This window comes from Novosphingobium sp. BL-S-19, assembly GCF_055521675.1.
On the sequence record NZ_CM145497.1, the window covers coordinates 1,536,284 to 1,556,079 of the forward strand.

General features: G+C 64.4%; 14 protein-coding genes. 6 read left to right on the forward strand and 8 right to left on the reverse strand.

Annotation, left to right across the window (positions count from 1 at the left end; genetic code table 11):
• Nucleotides 1-62: 62 nt before the first annotated feature.
• Nucleotides 63-815, forward strand: coding sequence for a TetR/AcrR family transcriptional regulator (locus ACZ1JV_RS06515; RefSeq protein WP_465148861.1), 753 nt, complete (start codon nt 63-65; stop codon nt 813-815).
• A gap of 56 nt (nt 816-871) precedes the next feature.
• Nucleotides 872-1,831: a TauD/TfdA dioxygenase family protein gene (locus tag ACZ1JV_RS06520; protein WP_465148862.1), complete on the forward strand. Its 960-nt coding sequence runs from the start codon at nt 872-874 to the stop codon at nt 1,829-1,831.
• 36 nt (nt 1,832-1,867) lie between these two features.
• On the opposite strand, the gene ACZ1JV_RS06525 is transcribed toward ACZ1JV_RS06520, so the two are convergent.
• Entirely contained in the window at nt 1,868-4,126 is a 2,259-nt protein-coding gene (locus tag ACZ1JV_RS06525; protein WP_465148863.1) for a TonB-dependent receptor, read from the reverse strand.
• Nucleotides 4,127-4,434: 308 nt separating this feature from the next.
• Between ACZ1JV_RS06525 and ACZ1JV_RS06530 the strand changes: the two genes are divergently transcribed.
• Complete coding sequence (locus ACZ1JV_RS06530) at nt 4,435-5,283, forward strand: SDR family oxidoreductase (protein WP_465148864.1); 849 nt, start codon at nt 4,435-4,437, stop codon at nt 5,281-5,283.
• A gap of 3 nt (nt 5,284-5,286) precedes the next feature.
• On the opposite strand, the gene ACZ1JV_RS06535 is transcribed toward ACZ1JV_RS06530, so the two are convergent.
• Together ACZ1JV_RS06535 and ACZ1JV_RS06540 are read right to left on the reverse strand one after the other, a co-directional pair.
• A complete protein-coding gene (locus ACZ1JV_RS06535; RefSeq protein WP_465148865.1) occupies nt 5,287-6,060 on the reverse strand; it encodes an SDR family oxidoreductase in 774 nt (257 codons plus the stop codon).
• Nucleotides 6,061-6,121: 61 nt separating this feature from the next.
• Nucleotides 6,122-7,366 (reverse strand): glycosyltransferase family 4 protein, encoded by a 1,245-nt coding sequence (locus ACZ1JV_RS06540; protein ID WP_465148866.1) that lies wholly within the window; start codon nt 7,364-7,366, stop codon nt 6,122-6,124.
• 194 nt (nt 7,367-7,560) lie between these two features.
• On the opposite strand from ACZ1JV_RS06540, the gene ACZ1JV_RS06545 reads away from it, so the two are divergent.
• Nucleotides 7,561-8,475, forward strand: coding sequence for a LysR family transcriptional regulator (locus tag ACZ1JV_RS06545; protein ID WP_465148867.1), 915 nt, complete (start codon nt 7,561-7,563; stop codon nt 8,473-8,475).
• On the opposite strand, the gene ACZ1JV_RS06550 is transcribed toward ACZ1JV_RS06545, so the two are convergent.
• Complete coding sequence (locus ACZ1JV_RS06550; RefSeq protein ID WP_465148868.1) at nt 8,436-8,903, reverse strand: Rrf2 family transcriptional regulator; 468 nt, start codon at nt 8,901-8,903, stop codon at nt 8,436-8,438. The two genes, ACZ1JV_RS06545 and ACZ1JV_RS06550, sit on opposite strands and share 40 nt — an antisense overlap.
• 87 nt (nt 8,904-8,990) lie before the next feature.
• Between ACZ1JV_RS06550 and ACZ1JV_RS06555 the strand changes: the two genes are divergently transcribed.
• The gene (locus tag ACZ1JV_RS06555) at nt 8,991-9,770 is read left to right on the forward strand and encodes a class I SAM-dependent methyltransferase (RefSeq protein ID WP_465148869.1); all 780 of its coding nucleotides are present in this window, start codon (nt 8,991-8,993) and stop codon (nt 9,768-9,770) included.
• Between the two features lie 46 nt (nt 9,771-9,816).
• On the opposite strand, the gene ACZ1JV_RS06560 is transcribed toward ACZ1JV_RS06555, so the two are convergent.
• The 4 genes from ACZ1JV_RS06560 to ACZ1JV_RS06575 all read right to left on the reverse strand — a co-directional run bounded on the left by ACZ1JV_RS06560 (nt 9,817) and on the right by ACZ1JV_RS06575 (nt 18,506).
• The gene (locus tag ACZ1JV_RS06560) at nt 9,817-11,883 is read right to left on the reverse strand and encodes a glycoside hydrolase family 97 protein (protein ID WP_465148870.1); all 2,067 of its coding nucleotides are present in this window, start codon (nt 11,881-11,883) and stop codon (nt 9,817-9,819) included.
• 202 nt (nt 11,884-12,085) lie between these two features.
• Nucleotides 12,086-13,678, reverse strand: coding sequence for an alpha-amylase family glycosyl hydrolase (locus tag ACZ1JV_RS06565; protein WP_465148871.1), 1,593 nt, complete (start codon nt 13,676-13,678; stop codon nt 12,086-12,088).
• A gap of 22 nt (nt 13,679-13,700) precedes the next feature.
• A complete protein-coding gene (locus ACZ1JV_RS06570; protein ID WP_465148872.1) occupies nt 13,701-15,515 on the reverse strand; it encodes an alpha-amylase family glycosyl hydrolase in 1,815 nt (604 codons plus the stop codon).
• A 183-nt stretch (nt 15,516-15,698) separates the two neighbouring features.
• A complete protein-coding gene (locus tag ACZ1JV_RS06575) occupies nt 15,699-18,506 on the reverse strand; it encodes a TonB-dependent receptor (RefSeq protein WP_465148873.1) in 2,808 nt (935 codons plus the stop codon).
• Nucleotides 18,507-18,749: 243 nt separating this feature from the next.
• Here ACZ1JV_RS06575 and ACZ1JV_RS06580 point away from each other — a divergent pair, with 243 nt between their 5' ends.
• Nucleotides 18,750-19,790 carry a LacI family DNA-binding transcriptional regulator gene (locus ACZ1JV_RS06580; protein WP_465148874.1) on the forward strand — a complete coding sequence of 347 codons (1,041 nt, stop codon included), beginning with the start codon at nt 18,750-18,752 and terminating at the stop codon, nt 19,788-19,790.
• Nucleotides 19,791-19,796 lie beyond the last annotated feature (6 nt).

Consider the following 19,796-nt stretch of genomic DNA (forward strand, 5'->3'; position numbering starts at 1 on the left):
TCATTCGATGGCGCCATGCAAGCAATTATTACCTGCATCGTTTTATATATCGGGAAGCAGCCATGAAGGCGCCGGATGACGACGGCGGCGCTATGCCCGGTCGCGGGCCGGGCCGCCCCTCGCTCAGCAATCAGGAATTGCTGGACCGGGCGCTTGTGCTGTTTCTGGAAAACGGCTTCGAACGGACCAGCATCGATGCGATCTGCGCCGCCGCCGGCATGGCCAAGCGCACGTTTTACCAGCGCTATGGCGACAAGCTGACCTTCTTCAAGGCCACGCTGGAACGCGCGATAGAGCAATGGATCCTGCCGCTGGATGCGCTGGAGGAGTGCGTGGATGACGATCTGGAGGAGACACTCCTGCGCATCGGCCGCCGCCTCGTCGCCAATGTCATGAGTGAGGATGGCATTCGCCTGCTGCGCATCACCAACGCCGAAAGCCCCCGCATTCCGGAGATCGGCGCCTTCACGTACGAGGCTGGCACCGGCCCCACGATCGATTGGCTGTCCCACCTGTTCCGCCGCCGTCTCGGTTGCCCGGAGGACGAGGCGCGCAAGGCGGCCATCGCCTTCATGAACATCGCCGTAGGCGGGCCGCCGACCGCCGCCGCCTGGGGCGTGCCGGTCAGCGCGGAAGAGGTCGACGCCAACATCCGCTATGCCGTCCACGTGCTGCTCCATGGCCTGCTGCCCGTAACTGCCCCGCGCAAGTCGGCCGCAGCGCCCGACACCGGCGAAATCGAGCGACTGCAGCGCGAGAACGAGCAATTGCGGCGCTTGCTGGTCGATTCAATGTTGCGAACGCAGGCGCCCTAGGGCGCCGCCGCTGCCGACCAAAACGCCGGAGCGTCAAACGGGAAGGATGCAAGACCATGGGCGAACTGAAGATTGCACCGCTTCGGCCGGATCTGCCGTTCGGTGTGCGGATTTCCGGCGTCACGCATGAGGTTCTGGCGGACGCGGCCAATCGCCGCTCGATCGCCGACGCCTTCGAACGCGAAGGCCTGATCGTTTTCGACGCCATCGAGCAGAGCGATGAAATGCAAGTCGCGCTGAGCGGCGTGTTCGGCCCCCTGAAGGAGCACCCGCTGAAGGAAGTCAGCCGTGTGGACGGCGACCGGCTGCGCGGCGTGGTGGAAATCAAGCAGGAGCCCAATGCCTCGGGCGTGGTCGAAATCGCGGGCCGTCCGCTGGCGCACTGGCTGCCCTGGCATTTCGACCATTGCTACAACGATGAACTGAACCGCGCCGGCGTTCTGCGCGCCACCCGGATCACCCCCGAGGGCGGATTGACCGGCTTCGTCGACGGCGTGGCGCTCTACCACGCGTTCCCCACGCATCTGCGGGACCGGCTGGAGCAGGCCGAAATCCTCTACACGCTCAATGTCGCCTACGGCACCAACCGCTTCGGCCAACCGGACGACATCCGGATCGTGCGCGAAAAGCCCGGTGCGCTGGAGATGATGGCGAACCGCAAGGGGGCGCCGCGTGCGATCCATCCCGCGATCTGGACCCGCGGCAATGGAGCGCGCTGCCTTCACGTCTCCCCCTACATGGCGGAAGGCATTCTGGGGTTGGAGACGGCGGAAGGCGAGGCTCTGCTGGAAGAAGTCTGCCAGACGATCAACCGGATTGCCGCCGATCAGAGCTATCACCATGCCTGGCAGCTGGACCAGATGCTGATCTGGGACAACTGGCGCATGCTTCACGCCGTTTCGGGCAACGATCCCGCGCATGGCCGCACGATGCAGCGCACCACCATCGCCGGGGATTATGGCCTGGGCCGTTTCGAAACCCCGCCGATGGAAGCCGTGCCCCAGATCATGATGTGACGGGGCGCGCTGCCGCCAGCGCCCCCGCCAACACCCTCAATAGTCGAAACGCACCGTCACGCCGTAAGTGCGCGGCGAGGCGCGGGCGGTAGTTGCACCCAGCCCGGTCGAGATCTTCTGCTGGAAGTACTTCGTGTCGGAGATGTTCTTCATCCAGAATTCCAGCCCCCACTTGTCGGTCGGCCGGTATTCGATCGAACCGTTCAGCAGCATATAGGCGTCCTGCCGCAGCACCCCGTCGCTTTCGAACGGATAGCCGCTGTTGTAGCTGGCCAGCATGGTTGCGCGCAGTTGCTGCACTTGATCGATCGGGATCGTCGCGCTGGCACCGAAACTGGCGGAGAAATCCGGCGCCGTCGGCGTCTGGAAGCCGGAGGCATCGCCGAAGCAGGTCTTGAAACCGCCCGTCTGCGGCCCGGTCGTGGTGCCGGGATCGCTGGTGCCCTGTGCATCGCAGACCGCCGGGTTCGGATAGATGAACGGCGCGCCCGCCAGCGTATCGGTGGGCCCGAAGTAGTGGAACCGCGAATTGAGCCAGGTAAACCCGCCGAACAGCCGGATGCCCTCAACCGGCGCCGCCTCGAAATCGACGTCCACGCCGTCCACTTTGACCGAGGCGGCATTGAGCAGCACCGCCGATCCCAGCGTGCCGACGGCGGCGGAGCGGACCTGATAGTCCGTGATATCATAATGGAACGCCGCCGCATTCAGGCGCAGCGCACGGCCGAACAGTTCGGACTTGATGCCCACTTCGTAGGCGTTGATATACTGCGGCTTCACCGGCGGAAGCTGCGGGTTCTGCAATGAGTAAGTGCCCGCCTTGAAGCCGCGATTGTACGAGACGTAGGCGCTGATATCGCGCGTGATGTCCTGCCGCAGCGCCGCGCGCCAGGTGAACTTGCCATAACTCAGCTCGTCGTCGGTGGGGATCAGCGGACCCACCACGTCCCTCACCAGCGCTGCATATCCGCCGCCCAGTTGCCGCTTGTCGTTGGTATAGCGCACGCCGCCGGTCAGCTTGGTGCTCGGCGTAATCGCCCACGTCACTTCGCCGAAACCGGCGATGGAATCGGTATCCAGCGTGGCGTCGATATACTGGCCGGTGGTCAGCCCGCCCAGCGCCAGCCCGGTGAAGCGCGATCGGTTGTACACCTCCGAATGCAGGTAGAAGGCACCGATCTGCCAGCTGATCGGATCGGTGTCCGCCGAGGCAAGGCGCAGTTCCTGCTGATAGGCGCGCGATCCGGAGGTGAAGGCGATGCGCAGATAGGGCACCTGGGTCGCATCCACGTCGAAGTCCGAATGGTTGCGACTGTCGCGCAGCGAACTGATGCTGGTCAGCGTCGCAAAGCCCAGATCGAATTCGCCGGTCAGGCTTACGCCCCAGTTCCGCAGCTGCGTCAGCGAATAGTCGTTCGATGCCGTGTTCATGCTGCCGATCGAGCGGATTCCGCCGGTGACGAGGAAATCTTCGTCCACACTCCAGCCGATGGCAGTATTGTCATCGGTATCGTAATAGTCGCCGGCCAGAACGAATTTAACGGCGTCACTGGGGCGGATCACGATCTTGGAACGCGCGCCCCAATACTTCATCTTCTTGATATCGCGATCGAGCGTGACGTTGCGGCCCCAACCGTCCCGCTGGTCGTAACCGGTCAGCGCAAGGTCGGCGCTGATCCCCTCGGTGATCGGGCCGCCGATATAGGCCTGCCCCTGGATCGTATCGTAATTGGCGTAGCCCGCCTGCGCCGATGCTTCCAGATGGTCGCCCGGCTCCTTGGTGATGACGTGGATCAGGCCGCCGAAAGCATTGCGCCCGAACAGCGTGCCTTGCGGGCCCTTCAGCACTTCCACCCGTTCGATATTGTTGAACTGCATGACCGTGCTGGACAGGTCCGGCATGTAGACGCCGTCCACGTAGAAGGCGTTCGATCCCTCATCGCCGATCGAGGCATTGGTGGTGCCGACGCCGCGCACAAAGAACAGCCCGCTGGCCCCGGATCGGGAGAACTGGACGGCCGGAACCGCCTGCGTCAGCGTGTTCGTTTCGGAAATGCCCGCGGATTTCAGCGCTTCGGACCCGACCGCCGTGATCGCGATCGGCACGTCCTGCAGGTTTTCGGCACGCCGCTGCGCAGTGACGATGATCTCCTTCACGCCGTGGCTATCGTCCTGGGGGGGAGGCGGGGCTTCCTGCGCCAGGGCAGCGACAGGCGCACCCGCGAGCAAAAGAGCCAATGTTCCGCGACGACTACGCGACAGAACGCGGCTGGACGGCAGACGAAGTCCGTTCATGGCAAGGCCTCCACATCGTGCATTGCGCCGTGCACAGGGGCCGGCGCCTCTCCCTTTGCGAAGTCGCACCCTCGCGCCTCGCCTTATTGCTTCGTGCGGCCGGCACCCTCCGGCAGCGCACATCCGCAACGGTGGTTGGCCGGGGATGACCGGTCAATGAATTAGAAACCTATCAGGTGATTAATTTCCGCCTCAGTCATAACCGATTGCCGGAAAAGACACCTCTTCACCCCGCGAAATGGCAGGCATTGAAACGACAACGGTGACAATATAGGCTCACGAACAGAGACCAGAAGGGAGAGGCACGGATGACGAAGGTGGCGGGCCGCACGGCGGTGGTGACCGGCGGCGGCAGCGGAATCGGGCGTGGGCTGGCACTGGAACTGGCCGCCAAGGGCGCATCCGTCGCCATTGCCGATATCTTGGCCGACAATGCCCGTTCGGTCGCGGCAGAGATCGCAGCCAAAGGCGGCAAGGCGCTGGCGATCGAATGCGACGTTACCGACATGGCCTCTCTGGCGAATGCCAGACAGATGGCGAGCGAACATCTCGGCCCGGTCTCCCTGTTGTTCGCCAATGCCGGCGCCACGTCGTTCGAGCGGATCACCGACATGAGCGCGGACGATATCGACTGGATCGTCCATGCCAACCTGATCGGCGTGCTGAACTGCGTGAAGACGTTCTATCCGGACATGGTGGCCGCGCGGGACGGCCATGTCTGCGCCACCGCATCAACCGCCGGGTTGCTACCCAGCTGGATCCCCTATCACGCCGCCTATTCGGGCGCGAAGATGGGGATCATCGGCATGATGCTGAACCTGGCGGTGGAGGCGCGCGAATACGGCGTGGGCGTAACCGCCTTCGTTCCGCACGGCGTGGTCAGCAATATGAAGGCGAACAATGCACGATACCGCCCTGCCCGCTTCGGCGGCCCCGGAGAGGGCGAAGTGCAGATCCCGGAAGGTGCGCAGTGGCACGCGGAAGTGACGTTCCGGCCCGCCGAACTGGTCGGCAAGCTGGTGGTCAAGGCGGTGGAGGAAGACCGCCCGATGGTGATCAGCGACGGCGGCATCCGCAAGACGTTCGACGAGACCTATCGCCGCATCGTCTACGACGCCTTCGACTTTGCCGATGCCTTCTACGCGGCGGAGGCGTGAGCCTTAAAAATGCGCCAGATAGCCGCCGTCCACCGCCAGCACTTGCCCGGTGACGTAGGACGCGGCGGGTGAGGCAAGGAAGACCACCGGGCCGACCACTTCCTGCGGGCGGCCCCAGCGGCCCAGCGACGTGCGCGTCTCCAGATGGCGGCCGATGGCCGGATCGGCGACCATCGCCGCGTTCGCCTCGGTCGCGAAAAAGCCCGGCGCCACGGCGTTCACGGTGATGCCGCGCGCGCCCAGTTCCGCCGCCAAAGCGCGGGTCAATGCCTCAAGCCCCCCCTTCGCCATAGTATAGGCCGCGTCGCCCGCACGCGCGATGGGGCCGGCGATGGAGGTGATGTTGACGATACGCCCGCCCGCCGCCATGCGCGGCGCCAGCAGCCGGGCGAGATCGAAGCAGGCGATCAGGTTGACCTCCAGCATGTGGCGGACGGCTTCGCGGTCCAGCTCTCCAATCGGCCTGCGGTCACGGTGGCCCGCATTGTTGATGAGGATATCGACGGGCCCGCGTTCTGCCATAGCTGCCGCCATCGCCGCCTCGTCGCACAAATCGAACACCACCGGTTCGGCGCCAAGCCCGGCCTCTGCAATCATGGCAGCGACTTGCGCGGCGTGTTCCGGGTTGCGCCCGTGGACCAAAACGTGCGCGCCGGCCTCTGCCAGGCCGCGCGCGATTTCCCGGCCCAGCCCGCCTGCGGCTCCGGTCACCAGTGCGGTCTTGCCCGCCAATGGGCCTGCATCGGAAGATCGGACGGGGGAATCCTGCGTTTTCATCGTCCCCCGTTACAGCCACCACGACCGGACGACCAGCCTTGGGTCGGTGTTGTTCGGCCGTTTACCCCGTGCCGAACAGCTGCCGCAGCAGGACAGCGCGCTTTCGATGCATATCGCTATGAGTATGGCTGGCAGCGACCCGCAGGGCGGAAAGCCCGGCTTGGCGCAGCACCTCCGGCCTTGCCGCACAATCGAGCAAGGTCTGGGCGAAAGCCTCGGGATTGTTGTCGCCAACCAGAAATCCCGTCTCGCAGTCCGTCACCACCTCGCGATTGCCGGCGGTATCCGTGGCAATGACCGGGACCGCTTGCGAAAATGAATCGTAGAGGATGCGCGCCTGTTCATCCCCCGTCAGCGGCACGATCGTGGCATGATAGGAGCGGATCAGTTGCATGAAGTCGGGGCCATAGGGCAGCGGATCGAGCAACCTGACCCGCACCGCCTGCGTCTTTTGTGCAAAGGCCTCTATATCGGGACGCATCGTGCCGGAGCCGATCACATCGATGCCGATCGGATCGATGCCGGCCTCCGCCCCCTTCTGATCCAGATGAGCAAGAGCTTCGAGAAACAGGGGAATGCCCTTTTCCGGCACCAATCGCGATGCCAGCAGGAAATGGGGTCGGTCGCGCTTTTCATCCCAGGCCGCTCCGGCCTGCCCCAACGAAATGACATTGTCGTCCGAAATCCAGCTGGCGGGCAGGACGACCGCGGTGCCCTCGGGGCCCACAGGCAGACTGTCGCGGTAACCGGCGTGGGTATAGACGGCCAGCGCGGCATGGCGCAGCGTCCATCGGGCGAACGCTTCCGTAAGCCACGCCCGAAACCGCGCCTTCCAGCCGATGGAATCACTCTGCTGCAAGCGCCAGAACGCGCTTTCGATGATGATGATCAGCGGCTTGCGCCGCAACACGGCAATCGGGTTGACGATGGCGCCGACCGGGATGGGCCAGCCCGCAACGCCCGAATGGACAAGATCGGACCGGCCAATGGCTTTCCAGGCTCTGCCGATGGCAAAGGGAAGGTGCAACAGGGTCTTTACCATCCCCCCTTCCGGAAAAATTTCGACAAATTCGAGCTTGCCGCCCTCCGGCCCAATTGCCTCGACCATGCCCGGTTCGGGTTGGGTGATCTGTCGGCAGGGCGCAAGGACGGTCAGGTTTTCCAGATAGGCGAGATGCATGTGCAGATCGTGCCACCACAATTCGTCCAGCCAGATGCGACCCTGCGGATCGCGCGCAAAAGGAACCGGCGCCACGAGCAGATAGCGCTGTGCAAGACGCCTTTCATACCCCAGTTCCGCGTTCATCCCGATCACCCCGTATAACCGGCATCCGCCGATCCAACGCCCGCGTCGGATATTGTCCGGTAAAGGTGGTTCCCGCGCCATTGGGATTTCTTCCAAGGAAGAAGCGCAACGCGCCTGCCGAGCAACCGTGGTGCCAATGCCGCTTGCATTCATGCGCGGGGACGGGAATGGCTCACACCAGCAGGAGGCAGCGAATGGATCTCGATGACTTGCGCAGTTTTGCCATGGTTGTGCGCCATGGCGGCTTTTCCGCCGCCGAACGCGCCACGGGCGAGGCGCGGGGCAAGCTGTCCAAGCGGGTCGCAAAGCTGGAGCGAGAGCTGGGCGCAAGGTTGCTGGAACGCTCCACGCGCAATGTGCGGATCACCGAAGTGGGCCGGCAGGTCTACCGCCAGTGCGAAATCATAGCCGACGGCGTTTCCGCGACACGCGCGATTGCGGAACGGGCGCGGGAGGACGTCAGCGGCGTATTGCGCATCACTTGCCCGCCGGGGCTGGCTCGGTTTCTGGGCGCCGAGCGGCTTGCCTCGTTCCTGGCGCGCTATCCGCTGGTGCGCGTTGACATGCACCTGACCAGCCGCCGCGTGGACATCATCCGCGAAGGCTACGACATCGCCCTGCGCGTGGACGTCGAAAAGGAAACGGACCTCTCGCTGACCATGCGCCAGCTTGGCAGGGGCCAGCGCATTCTGGTGGCAAGCCCGGAATTCCTGGCCGCACAAGTGGAACCCGTGACGATCGAGACGTTGCAGTGGTTCCCCACGCTATCCGTGGGCGAACATGCCGAACATCACCGCTGGGATCTGGTCAGCGACGATGGCGAACAGCATCGCGTGCTGCATCAGCCGCGCCTTTGCACCAACGATTCCAGCATTGTGCGCGATGCCGCGCTGGATGGCCTTGGCATCGCCCTGCTGCACGAACGCGCCTGCCGGGACGATATGGCCCTTAACCGACTGGAGCGCTTGCTACCCCGCTGGCACACGGCGGAAGGCGTGATCCACATGGTCTTCGCCACGCGCCTTGGCATGTCGGCCGCTCAGCGCGCCTTCATCGATCACTATGCCGATCAGCCCTTCTTCACGGCCGAGCTGGCCTCAGAGGCCTGACCATCCGCGCCGCAGCGCGCGTCGAACCCTTTTGCCAGTTCGGCCAGAGTTACCGCGCCAAGCCGCGCCACCAGCAGCGCCTCCGCCTGCTGCAGCGCATCTTCCAGCGCTTCGTTGACCGCCTGCTCCACCGCGCAGTCTGAATTTGCGTGATCGCTGCCGATCGCGAAGATGCGCGGACCGCCCACGGCGCGATGGATATCCAGCAGCGAAACCGCATTCAGATCGGCCGCGATCGCCCAGCCGCCGCCGTGGCCCTTTTCGGAGCGGACATAGCCCGCATCGCGCAGGCCGGCCATCGTGCGGCGGACCACGACGGGGTTGGTCCCCAGCATCCGCGCAATCGCTTCGGAGGTCATCGGCCCATCGTGCCGCGCCATATGGAGCAGTACGTGAAGCATTCGGGAAAGGCGGCTGTCGTTACGCACGGCACGTTCCTTCACATCTGGGCGGGGATTGGCAAGCCTCCCGTGTCACGATACTTACAATGTTACATGATTCGTGGAGCAGGTGATATGGCTGAATTCGAAAACCCCGATCACTGGGACACGGCCGCCCAGCATTACGAAAAGACCGCGCATCCCTTCACCGCCCGCTTTGCAGAGGCGGCCCTCGCGCGCGTCTCCTTGACCGCCCAAAGCCGCGTGCTCGATGTCGCAGCTGGAACCGGCGCACTCGCGCTCTCGGCAGCGCAAACGGGCGCGCAGGTCATGGCCACCGATTTTTCGCCCGGCATGGTCGCGCGCATTGCCGCGGCCGGACTGCCCAACGTGGAGGCGCGGGTGATGGATGGGCAGGCGCTGGCGCTGGGTGACGCCACGTTCGACGCCGTGTTCTCCATCTTCGGCGTCATCATGTTTCCAGACTGGCGCAAGGGCCTGGCGGAGATGGCGCGCGTAACGCGGCCCGGCGGACACGGCGTGGTGGCGACATGGCAGGACCGCGGCGCCGCCACTTTCCTGCTGCTGGGCCAGATCCGCCAGAAACTGTTTCCGGATCGGGAGGGCATGACGATGCCGGCGGCGGTAAAGGCGCTCAGCCGTCCGGAGGACTTCGCCCGCGAACTGATCGCCACCGGCTATCGCGATCCGCAGATCGAATACGTCACATTCGACTACGAACTCGACATGGCAGCGCTTGCCGAGCCCGACAGCCTGTTCGGCATGTCTCCCGACTGGGCAAGCCTGACCGACGCGGAAAAGCAGGCGGTGATCGCCGAAGTGCGGCACATGGCGGCCGGGCGTACCATGCTGCCCATTCCCTCGACCGCGCTGATCGGCGTCGCTGTGCGATGAAATCGGGGCCTGAGTAAAAGGGGGCGGCTAGACCGCCCCCCATCTCTTACTTCCCCGGCACCAGACGCATCGCCGCGCCGCCGCCCGGCGCCAGCCAGAGCGAGTAGGTGTCACCCTTCTTCACTGTGCGCGTGTCATAGGCGATCTTGTGGCGGGCATCGGTCAGGTAAGTCGCGCCCTCCCCGTCCTTCCAGATCGTTGCCTTGTAGGTCTTGCCCGGTTCAAGGAAGTCGAACGAAAGCGTGACAGTACGCGCCGTCGCGTCGTTCACGCCGCCGACGAACCATTCGGGGCTCTTGCGATCCTTGCGCGCGAAGACCGCGTAATCGCCCACTTCGCCGGCGATCAGGTGGCTTTCCGCCCAGTCGGTGGGGACATGGCTGATAAACTCCATCTCGCGCGGATACTTGTCGAGGTTCTCGACGAAGTCCGCCGCCATCTGGATCGGTGAATAGATCGCGAGGTAAAGCCCAAGCTGCTTGGCAAGCGTGGAGGCCAGCGGATCGTGCTTCGCGCCCTCAAGGCTCAGCACGCCCGGCGTAAAGTCCATCGGGCCGGAGAGCATGCGGGTATAGACCAGCGTTGGCTCATGATCCGGTCCATTGGCGAAGGCGCCCCAGGCATTGTACTCCATGCCCCGCGCGCCTTCGCGGCTGACCCAGTTCGGATAAGTGCGGCGCAGGCCGGTGTCCTTGACCGGCTCATGCGCGTCGATGGAAATGTGGTGCTGCGCGGCCAGCTTCACCACGTCCAGATGGTGGTTCACCTGACGCTGGCCGTCATGCCATTCCATATGCGTTTCGCCCGGCTTTTCGCCGTAATGCCAGGTGTCGGCAATGATGCCGCCGCCATCCGCCACATAGCCGGTCTTCACCGAGGTGACGCCCAGCTTTTCGTAGAGCGCGAAGCCTGCATCCATCTGCTTTTCGTAGATGGCGATATTGCCGCCGGTCTCGTGGTGGCCGATCAGCACCACGCCCTTTTTGCGGGCATAGTCGGTCACCGCCTTGATATCGAAGTCCGGCGTCGCTTCGGTGAAGCTGAAATCGCCGTGGCCGAACCAGTCGCCGTCCCAGCCCTTGTTCCAGCCCTCGATCAGCACGCCGCCGAAATTGTGACGCGCGGCATAGTCGATGTACTGCTTGGCACGGGCGGTTGTGGCGCCGTGCTGCGGACCGGTCGCCCAGGTCCAGTCGCCGCGGATCATGCCCCACCAGATGCCGATATAGCGCATCGGCTTCACCCAGCTGACATCGCCCAGCTTGTTGGGTTCGTTGAGGTTGAGCTCCAGATCGTTCTCGACAAGGCCCGCCGCATTGTCGGCAATGCGGATCGTGCGCCAGGGCGTGTTGAACGGCAGATCGCGCACCACCCGCGCGCCGCGTGACGAGGGCGAGAGCGTGGTGCGGAAGGTCTGGCCATCAGCCCGCTTGAACCAGTATCCGGCATAATCCACCAGCGCCGCTTCGTGGAACGACAGGTGGGTGCCGTCCTCCAGCTTCATGGTGATCGGCGTATGCGCGGTGGAAACGGCGTCGATGGCGGTCTTCTGGTAGACCTGCTCGTACCGGTTCCACTCGCCGCCGGGGATCCACCATGCCTCGCCCTTGGGCACGATGGCGAACTCGGTGGTTTCGTCGGCGATCTTCATCGTCTTCATCGCCGGCTGCTCGGGCAGTTCGTAGCGGAAGCCCACGCCGTTATCGAACAGGCGGAAATGCACGTCCATCAACCGGCTGCCCTGCGCGGCGGACTGGCGGAAGTGAACGGTCACCTCGTTATAATGATCGCGCACATAGCGGCGCTCGCCCCAGGGCTGTTCCCAGGTATCGTCCTGCTTGCCGGTCTCGCTGCCGGAGATCGCAAAGCCGCGCACCATGTTGACGCCATCGGTCAGCACGAAGCCCAGCTTGCTCGGCGCGATCAGCAACTTGCCCTTGCGCGACAGCGACCATGTGGGGCGGCTGTCGTTGTCCGTGCTGACGGTGAGCACGATGGAGCCATCGGGCGAGGCGGCGGTGACGCTGGGGTGCGCGTCCTGCGCATGAGCAGCAAGGGGCGCGAGAGCGGCGGCGAGGATGCCGGCTTTTGCCAGCAGGCGGAAAGGCTTCATGCCCGATCTCCTTTTGAAACGTATGCGAATGCGGACCAACCAGCCCGCTAAAATATTTCCGTCATCCCCGCGAAGGCGGGGATCCCGCTGTTCTTGCGGCCAAACGAGAGGTCGCAGAAGGAAGCGGCCCCCCCGCCTGCGCGCGGGCGACGATAATGGATGATGATGCCTCGATCCCGATTGCCGACCATTCCGGACGAGGTCATTCCTCGATCCAGATCGCGGCCCATGCGGGAAGTGAGCCGGGCGCCGCGTCGTTGACGGCGGCGAGGACTTTGCCCGTTATCGGAACACCCTCCGGCCAAGCCGCATCGCGCTCACCGATGTTGAACACCGCCAGCACCGACCGTCCCTCCGCCTCGCGTCGCAGCACAAGCCGCGTCTCGTCGGCCAGCAGCACCTCGCAAGTACCCCGACGCAGCGCCGCATCGTCACGGCGCACATGGACGAGGCGGCGCGTCAGGTGCAGCAGCGAGGCGGGGTCAGCCTCCTGCCGGTCGATGGCGCGGGCAAGGTTCGCTTCGGAGAGCGGCAGCCACGGATGGCCGCTGGTGAAGCCGCCATGCTCGTCCTGCGCCTTCCACGGCAGCGGCGTGCGCACGCCGTCGCGCGAGAGGGTGAGCGGCCAGTTGGCGATAGCCTCCGGGTCCTGAAGCAGTTCGAACGGCACCTCGTCCTGCTCCAGCCCGAGTTCCTCGCCCTGAAACACGATGGGGTTGCCCCGCAGCGACAGCAGCAACATCGCCTTCATCCGCGCAAAGGCCTCGCGGTGCTCCGGTGCACACCAGCGCGAGATGGCGCGGGGGGCGTCGTGGTTCTCGAAAGCCCAGCTCGGCCAACCCATGCCGGGTTCATCAGGCCAGAATTCCTGCGCGGCAGCGACGCGCGCGGGGGTCAGGCTCTCGGCGTAGAGGAAGTCGAAGCCATAGGCGCTGTTCAGCCGCGCGCGGCCTTGCGTGAAGGCTTTCATCTCCACCCCGGCATTGAGCCCGCCGACCTCGGCCAGTGAATAGGTATCTGGATAAGAGGCGATCAGCGCCTGCAACCGCTCGATGAAGGCAAGGATGTCAGGGTGCGACTGATTGTAGCGCTGGATCTGGAAGTCGTAGGGCCGGGTGCGGACCTTGCCATCCTCGTCAGCGGGCGGATTGTCGCGCAGCAGCGGGTCGTGCATCGAATGGTTGAGCGCGTCGATGCGGAAGCCCGAGACACCCCGGTCCAGCCAGAACTTCGCCACACCCAGCAGCGCGTCCTGAACGTCCGGGTTGTGGCAATTGAGCTGCGGCTGCTCGGCCAGGAAGTTATGCATGTAATACTGGCCGCGCCGCGCGTCCCAGCGCCATGCGGGGCCGCCGAAGATCGACTGCCAGTTGTTGGGCGGGGTGCCGTCCTCCTTGGGATCGGCCCAGACGTACCAGTCCGCGCGCGGATTATCGCGGCTGGCGCGGCTTTCCACAAACCATGCATGCTGGTCCGAAGTATGGGCGTAGACCTGATCGACGATGATCTTCAGCCCCAGATCACGGGCCCGCGCGATCACCGCATCGAAGTCTTCCAGGGTGCCGAAGATCGGATCGACAGCGCAGTAATCCGCGATGTCATAGCCGAAATCGGCCATGGGCGAGGCGTAGAAGGGCGATATCCACACCGCCTCCACGCCAAGCCCGGCCACATGGTCCAGCCTTGCGGCGATACCGGGCAAGTCGCCGATGCCATCGCCATTGGCGTCCGCGAAGCTGCGGGGATAGATCTGGTAGATGGCGGCACCGCGCCACCATTCGGCAGGTTCAGTCATGGTCTTTTCCGGGGGGAGTGGATCAGGGTTTCGCCGCGCAGACCGCAAAGCCGAGCGGCGGCAGTTCGACGCGCACCGAACCGGGCGCGCTGGCCGTGGCGGCGCAGGCCGTGCCCGCCAGCGTCTCGAACGCAAGCGAGCCCGGATCGACGGCGACAGCTGCGGAAACCGGCGCGGTCGAGGTGTTGAAGGCCAGCAGCACTTCGTGCCCAGTCTTGGGATCGAAGCGGGAGACGGCGACGAGGCCCGGCTTCTCCGATGCCGCGCGGGTGACCGAACGGCCACCGGTCAGCGCCGGGGTCTTCACGCGCAAGGCGGAAAGCTGCGCGATCAGGCGGTAGAGCGGATGGGCGGGATCGAAGCTCTCGGTGGCCGTGGTCTTGGCCGTACCCACCAGCGCCTCGCCATTGTAGATCGCCACTTTGCTGGCGAACATGTCCTGCCGCGAAAGCTGGTCGCCGCCGGCACCGGCAAAGCCCTGCTCGTCGCCGTAATAGATCGTCGGCACGCCGCGCAGAGTAAGTAGCATGGCATGGGCCAGCTCATCGCGCTTCAGCAGTTCGTCCGCGCTCATCGCCGGCTTCGCGGCCTTCAGGAACATCGCCGCACGCCCGGCATCGTGGTTGCCAAGGAACGTCGGCAATTGCATCGCCGCCTTGGCGCCCCCCTCGTAAAGCCCGTCATCATCGGGCAGGCGCGCCAGTTCCTCGCTGCTGCCACCGCCCGCCGCCTTCAGAACCGCGTGCATGAAGGCGAAATCCAGCACGCCGGGCAGGCCGGCATTGCGCGTCCAACTTGCCAGCAGCGCCGGGTCGTAGTCGCCGCTCATCACTTCGCCGAAGATGTGGAAGTTCGGGATGCCCTTCGCCGCAGCGCGCGCCTTCATGGCGGGAACGAACGCGCGCCAGAATTCCGGGTTCACATGCTTGGCGGTATCGATGCGGAAGCCGTCGACGCCGTACTTGTCGATCCAGTCGCCATAGATCGCGATCATGCCTTCGACCACGCGCGGGTTCTCCGTCGCAAGGTCGTCCAGCCCGACGAAATCGCCGTACTGCGCGCTCTCGCCCTTCCAGTCGGTATTGCCGCGATTGTGGTAGTAGATCGGATCGTTCAGCCAGGCAGGCACTTTCACCCGCTCCTCGCCCTTCGGCACGAAGGGGGTATAGGCGAAGGACGGGTCGGTCATCTTCGCCCAGTTCGCCGCGCTGGCATCACCGTCGCCCGCAAAGCCGGGATTGATCGGCGCTCCGCCGACACCGCCCCGGCGCGAGAACGGATAGTCCGCCTTGGAGCGATAAGGATAGCTCTCGGCAGAGCCCTCACGGTACTGGATCACATCCGCCGTATGGTTGGCGATGATGTCCATGTAGACCTTCAGCCCGCGCGCATGGGCGGCATCGACCAGCGCCTTGAAGTCCGCATCCGTTCCGAAATGCGGATCGACATGCGTAAAATCGGTAATCCAGTATCCGTGATAGCCCGCGCTCTCGTTGCCTTTCGGCCCCTGCACCGGCTTGTTCCTGAAGATCGGCCCCACCCAGATCGCCGTCGCGCCAAGGTTCTGGATATAGCCCAGCCGCGCGGTCAGCCCCTTGAGGTCGCCGCCGTGATAGAACGCCTTGTCCGCCGGATCGAACCCGGTGGCCAGCTTGCCGCCCTTCAGCCCGCCCGCATCGTTCGACGGATCGCCGTTCTCGAACCGGTCGGGCAGGACGAAGTAGATCACTTCCTGCTCCGGCGTGCGCGCGCGCAGGTCTTCCAGCGGGCCTGCGAATGCGGTTGGCGCGGCAAGGGAAAACGCCAAGGCGGCAAGAGAAGGAAGCAGGCGGTTCATCTCAAAATCTCCGAACATTCCCGTCATTCGCGCCCGGTCAAGCGCGGACGACGAATGAAGCGGAACCGGGAAGGGAGGGAGAGAGGGCTTCCCGGTTCCGCCCATTGCGATGCCGCCGGAGAGGAGGAGGTTCCCCAACGGCACCGATAACTGGCCTCAGAACTTGCCCGAGCCCGGATGGGCTCAGAACTTATACGTGAAGCCGGCCAAGTACCGCGCGCCATAGCGCTGGTAGTCGATGATCTGGCGGCTATCGCCCGGGTTGGTCGTCACGAACGGCGCGTTGGTCAGGTTCTGGCCCTGAATGTAGAGCGAGAGCCCTTCCAGCGCGCTGCCCGGCTGGAAATCATAGCCGATCTGCGCGTCGACGATCGTCTCGGGCTGAGCACGGCGCCGCACGCGGTTCGCCGCAAAGCCCGAAACTTCGCCGATGAAGGTCGAACGATAGCGCACCGAAGCGCGGGCGTTGAAGCCCCACTTCTCGAAGAAGGCGGTGCCGTTGGCGACCCACTTCGAATAGCCGGGCAGTGCCGAGGCCGGTTCGCCCGGCGTCGGGTGGATCTTCGATTCCGTATAGGCCACCGATCCGGTCACGCCGAAGCCTTCAAGCACGGAGGTGAAGGCATCGAACGGGATGGTGCCGGCCACTTCCAGACCGTAAAGCTTGCCGCCCTGCCCGTTGACCGGGATGTTGATCACCGCCGTGGGCGAGATCGTATAGCCGTTACCCGGATTGGGCAGCGCCAGCGTAGAGCTGTCGATCACGACGTCCTGATTGTAGACGTAGCTCTTCAGATCCTTGAAGAAGAACTGCGCGGCGATGTAGCCCTTGGCCGCGAAGTACTTTTCGAAGGTCAGGTCCAGCGCATTGGCGCGCCACGGACGCAGATCGGGGTTGCCCGAAGAACCCGTGACCTGGGCCACGCCGTTGGTGAAAGTATAGCCGTATTCTAGCGAGGCGCGCATGTCGTCCAGACGCGGGCGGATGATCTCGCGCGCGGCGGCGAAGCGGATCACGAACTCGCTGGGCATGCGCAGCGAAAGGTTCAGGCTGGGCAGCACGTCCAGATAGTCGGTGCTCGATTTGCGCATGGCGTAGATGTAGGCGGGCGATCCGTTGGCGTTCAGGATCTGCTCGCCCGTCACCGGATCGAGGTTCGGCGCCGCGCTGCCGCCGCTGGAGTTCTGGTCGGTCCAGATCGCCTGCACGCCGATGTTGCCGGTCAGTTCCGAAGCGCCGATCTGCGACTTGATGTTGGCCTGGATATAGCCGGTCATCAGCTTTTCGCGGATGGCATAGCCCTTCGAAACCACGTCCCCGGTCGGGTTCGGCACCAGATTGTAGATGCCGTCGCGGATCAGATCGAGCGGGTTGTAGCTGATCACATTGCCAAGGCCGAGGTACTTGAGGTTGGTGGTGCCCAGCCGGTACTGCTCCGGCACGGCAACGCTCACCGTTCCATCGGTATTGGCGGCCAGACCAAGGAAGTATTCCTCAGGCGTCAGCGTCTTGGAATGGTTGGTGTAGTTCATCCCCGCCTGGATCGAGTTGAAGAACGAGCCGTCGAACTCCTTCGTCACTTCGGTGCGGAACTGCCAGAGTTCGTCCTTGATCTTGCGGTTGTTGTAGTACCCGTCCTGCCCGCCGTAGATCGCGGTGCCGTCGGTGCCGATCTGGGTGCCGCCCCAGCCCTGCGGGCTGGTCAGCAGGATCTGGTCCCAATCGCCGTAGTCGAGCTGGTGCGTGAAGGTGGTGCCCTTGGCGGCGCTGGTGAAACCGATGGTATCCGTGGCGCCTTCGCCCGCGCGGCCGGTGCCCGAATAGCTTTCGATGGTCAATTCGTGGCGGTCGGTCTTCGAATAGCTGGCGTCGAACATGGCGTTCCAGCCATCGTCACCCTTCCAGGTGTTGTTCCAGCCGAACGAGTAGAGATCGGCATGGCGCTGGAACACGTCGTTGCGCACCACGCCCTTGACGTCAGAGAAGCTGCCCGAATTGATCAGGCCGTCCTCGACGGTATAACCCGGGTTCAGCGTGGCCGACGACCAGTAGAGCGGCAGTTCGATACCGCGCTTGATCTGGTCGTCCTTGAAGTTCGAATAGAACGCATCGATCGTCGAGGTGAAGTTCGGCGTCGGCCGCCACTGCAGCGTGCCGTTCAGGCCAAGGCGCTTCAGCTTGCTGGACGTGTTGTAGGACTTCGACCCGCCGATAACCTGATTGCCGTCCGACGTGTCGGCATAGCCCCAGGAGTTGAACTCCTGCACCTGATAGGGTTCATCGGTATAGCTGGCGCCCAGCGCGATGCCCAGCGTATCATTGGCGAACTGGTCCACGTACATGCCGTTGATGCGGTAGCCCTTGTCGTCCGAACCCTTGTTCAGCTTGCCAAGGTCGGCATAGACGCCGCGGGCGCCCACGGTCACGATGCGCTTGCCGGCGTCGAGCGGACGGATCGTGCGCATGTCCACGGTGCCCGACAGGCCCTGCCCGACCAGGCTGGCCATCGGCGTCTTGTAGACGTTGACCGCGTTGATCACTTCGGAGGGATACTGATCGTACTCGACCGCGCGGTTATCGCCGGTGGAGGTCTGCTCGCGGCCGTTCAGCAGCGTGGTCGAGAAGTCCGGTGCGAAACCGCGAATCGAGATCGCGTTGGAGCGGCCGTTGACGCGCTGAGAGGTCAGGCCCGGCAGGCGGGCGATGGATTCGGCGATCGAGGCATCGGGCAGCTTGCCGATGTCTTCGGCGGAAACCGATTCGACGATCTGCTGCGCCTCGCGCTTGCGGTTGACTGCCGATTCAAGGCTGGCGCGGAAACCGGTGACGATGATCGACTGGCTGGCCGGATCGCTGGTGACGTCGCCCGGTTCGGCGGTCGCGGCATCGGCGTCCTGTGCCGAAGCGGCCTGCGGGGCGGCTGCAAGGGCCACAGTCAGCGCCAGCGAGGAAACGGCAAGCGGGCGCGAAATTCGTTCGTGAAGCGACATCTGTGTCCTCCTCCAGTGTGACCGGCCGCCGCCCAGATGTCCGTCCGTCGGCGACCGTGGAAGGCCCGGCCGTTGTCGACCGTGACATTCCTGTTCCCCCATCGCTTAGGGCGGGACAGACGAATGCATAATATGGCATACGTATACGCAAGTGTCGGGAAGCCACGGGGCGTTGCAGTTATGCCACCTCCGTAACACTGCCTAATACGGCGGAAATGCTGGGTTTTTAAGGAAGAAAACAAGGTGGGACGCAAGCCGAGCAACAGGCCGACCAGCTTCGACATCGCCTACCTTGCCGGTGTGTCGCAGCCCACGGTCAGCCGCGCATTACGCGGATCGAAGTCCGTCAGCGCCGCCACCCGCGCCCGGATCGAGGAGATCGCGCGGGAACTGAACTATTCGGTCGACAAGAACGCGTCGTCGCTACGTTCGCAGCGTTCCAACACGATCGCGCTCCTGTTTTTCGAGGAGCAGACGCCGGACGATTCGAAGATCAACCCCTTCTTCCTGGCGATGCTGGGATCGATCACCCGGCAATGCGCGAATCGGGGGCTGGACCTGCTCATCTCGTTCCAGAAGATGGAAGATGACTGGCACGTCCGCTATCAGGACAGCCACCGTGCGGACGGGCTGATCCTGCTCGGCTATGGCGACTACACGCTCTACGAAAGCCGGCTGGAGCAGCTGGTCGGCCAAGGCACGCAGTTCGTGCGCTGGGGTTCGGTGGACGAAAAGAACATCGGCGCCACCGTCGGGTCGGACAACTTCGGCGCGGGGAAGCTGGCGGGCGAGCATCTGATCGGCCTGGGCCGCAAGCGCATCGCCTTTCTGGGGCAGGCGGACGAGCACTATCCCGAATTTGCGGATCGCTACCACGGCCTCTGCACCGCCATGGCGGAGGCCGGCCTCGCCTGCGACCCTGCCCTCCAGCGCGATGCGATCAGCCATGAGGAATTGGGCCAACGCGCAATGCAGGACATGCTGGACAGCGGCGCGGAGTTCGACGCAGTGTTCGCCGCCAGCGACCTGATCGCCATCGGCGCCATGCGCGCCCTATCCGCCGCCGGGCGCGCGATCCCTGGCGACGTGGCAGTGATGGGATTCGACGATCTGCCCGCCGCCAGCATGACCAATCCGCCGCTGACGACCGTGATGCAGGACCTGAAAGGCGCGGGCGAAAGACTGGTCGAAACCCTGGTCGCGCTGATCGAGGACAAGCCGCTGCCGGCGACCACCCTGCCCTCTCGCCTGATCGTGCGGCGGAGCACGCTAGGTACCGCCTAGGTACGC

Excerpts from the sequence above, each read along its gene's own strand:
- ACZ1JV_RS06575 (WP_465148873.1), bottom strand. The coding sequence starts at position 18,506 with ATGTCGCTTCACGAACGAATTTCGCGCCCGCTTGCCGTTTCCTCGCTG.
- ACZ1JV_RS06520 (WP_465148862.1), top strand. The coding sequence starts at position 872 with ATGGGCGAACTGAAGATTGCACCGCTTCGGCCGGATCTGCCGTTCGGT.
- ACZ1JV_RS06540 (WP_465148866.1), bottom strand. The coding sequence starts at position 7,366 with ATGAACGCGGAACTGGGGTATGAAAGGCGTCTTGCACAGCGCTATCTG.
- ACZ1JV_RS06570 (WP_465148872.1), bottom strand. The coding sequence starts at position 15,515 with ATGAACCGCCTGCTTCCTTCTCTTGCCGCCTTGGCGTTTTCCCTTGCC.
- ACZ1JV_RS06530 (WP_465148864.1), top strand. The coding sequence starts at position 4,435 with ATGACGAAGGTGGCGGGCCGCACGGCGGTGGTGACCGGCGGCGGCAGC.
- ACZ1JV_RS06535 (WP_465148865.1), bottom strand. The coding sequence starts at position 6,060 with ATGAAAACGCAGGATTCCCCCGTCCGATCTTCCGATGCAGGCCCATTG.
- ACZ1JV_RS06555 (WP_465148869.1), top strand. The coding sequence starts at position 8,991 with ATGGCTGAATTCGAAAACCCCGATCACTGGGACACGGCCGCCCAGCAT.
- ACZ1JV_RS06515 (WP_465148861.1), top strand. The coding sequence starts at position 63 with ATGAAGGCGCCGGATGACGACGGCGGCGCTATGCCCGGTCGCGGGCCG.
- ACZ1JV_RS06525 (WP_465148863.1), bottom strand. The coding sequence starts at position 4,126 with ATGAACGGACTTCGTCTGCCGTCCAGCCGCGTTCTGTCGCGTAGTCGT.
- ACZ1JV_RS06545 (WP_465148867.1), top strand. The coding sequence starts at position 7,561 with ATGGATCTCGATGACTTGCGCAGTTTTGCCATGGTTGTGCGCCATGGC.
- ACZ1JV_RS06565 (WP_465148871.1), bottom strand. The coding sequence starts at position 13,678 with ATGACTGAACCTGCCGAATGGTGGCGCGGTGCCGCCATCTACCAGATC.
- ACZ1JV_RS06560 (WP_465148870.1), bottom strand. The coding sequence starts at position 11,883 with ATGAAGCCTTTCCGCCTGCTGGCAAAAGCCGGCATCCTCGCCGCCGCT.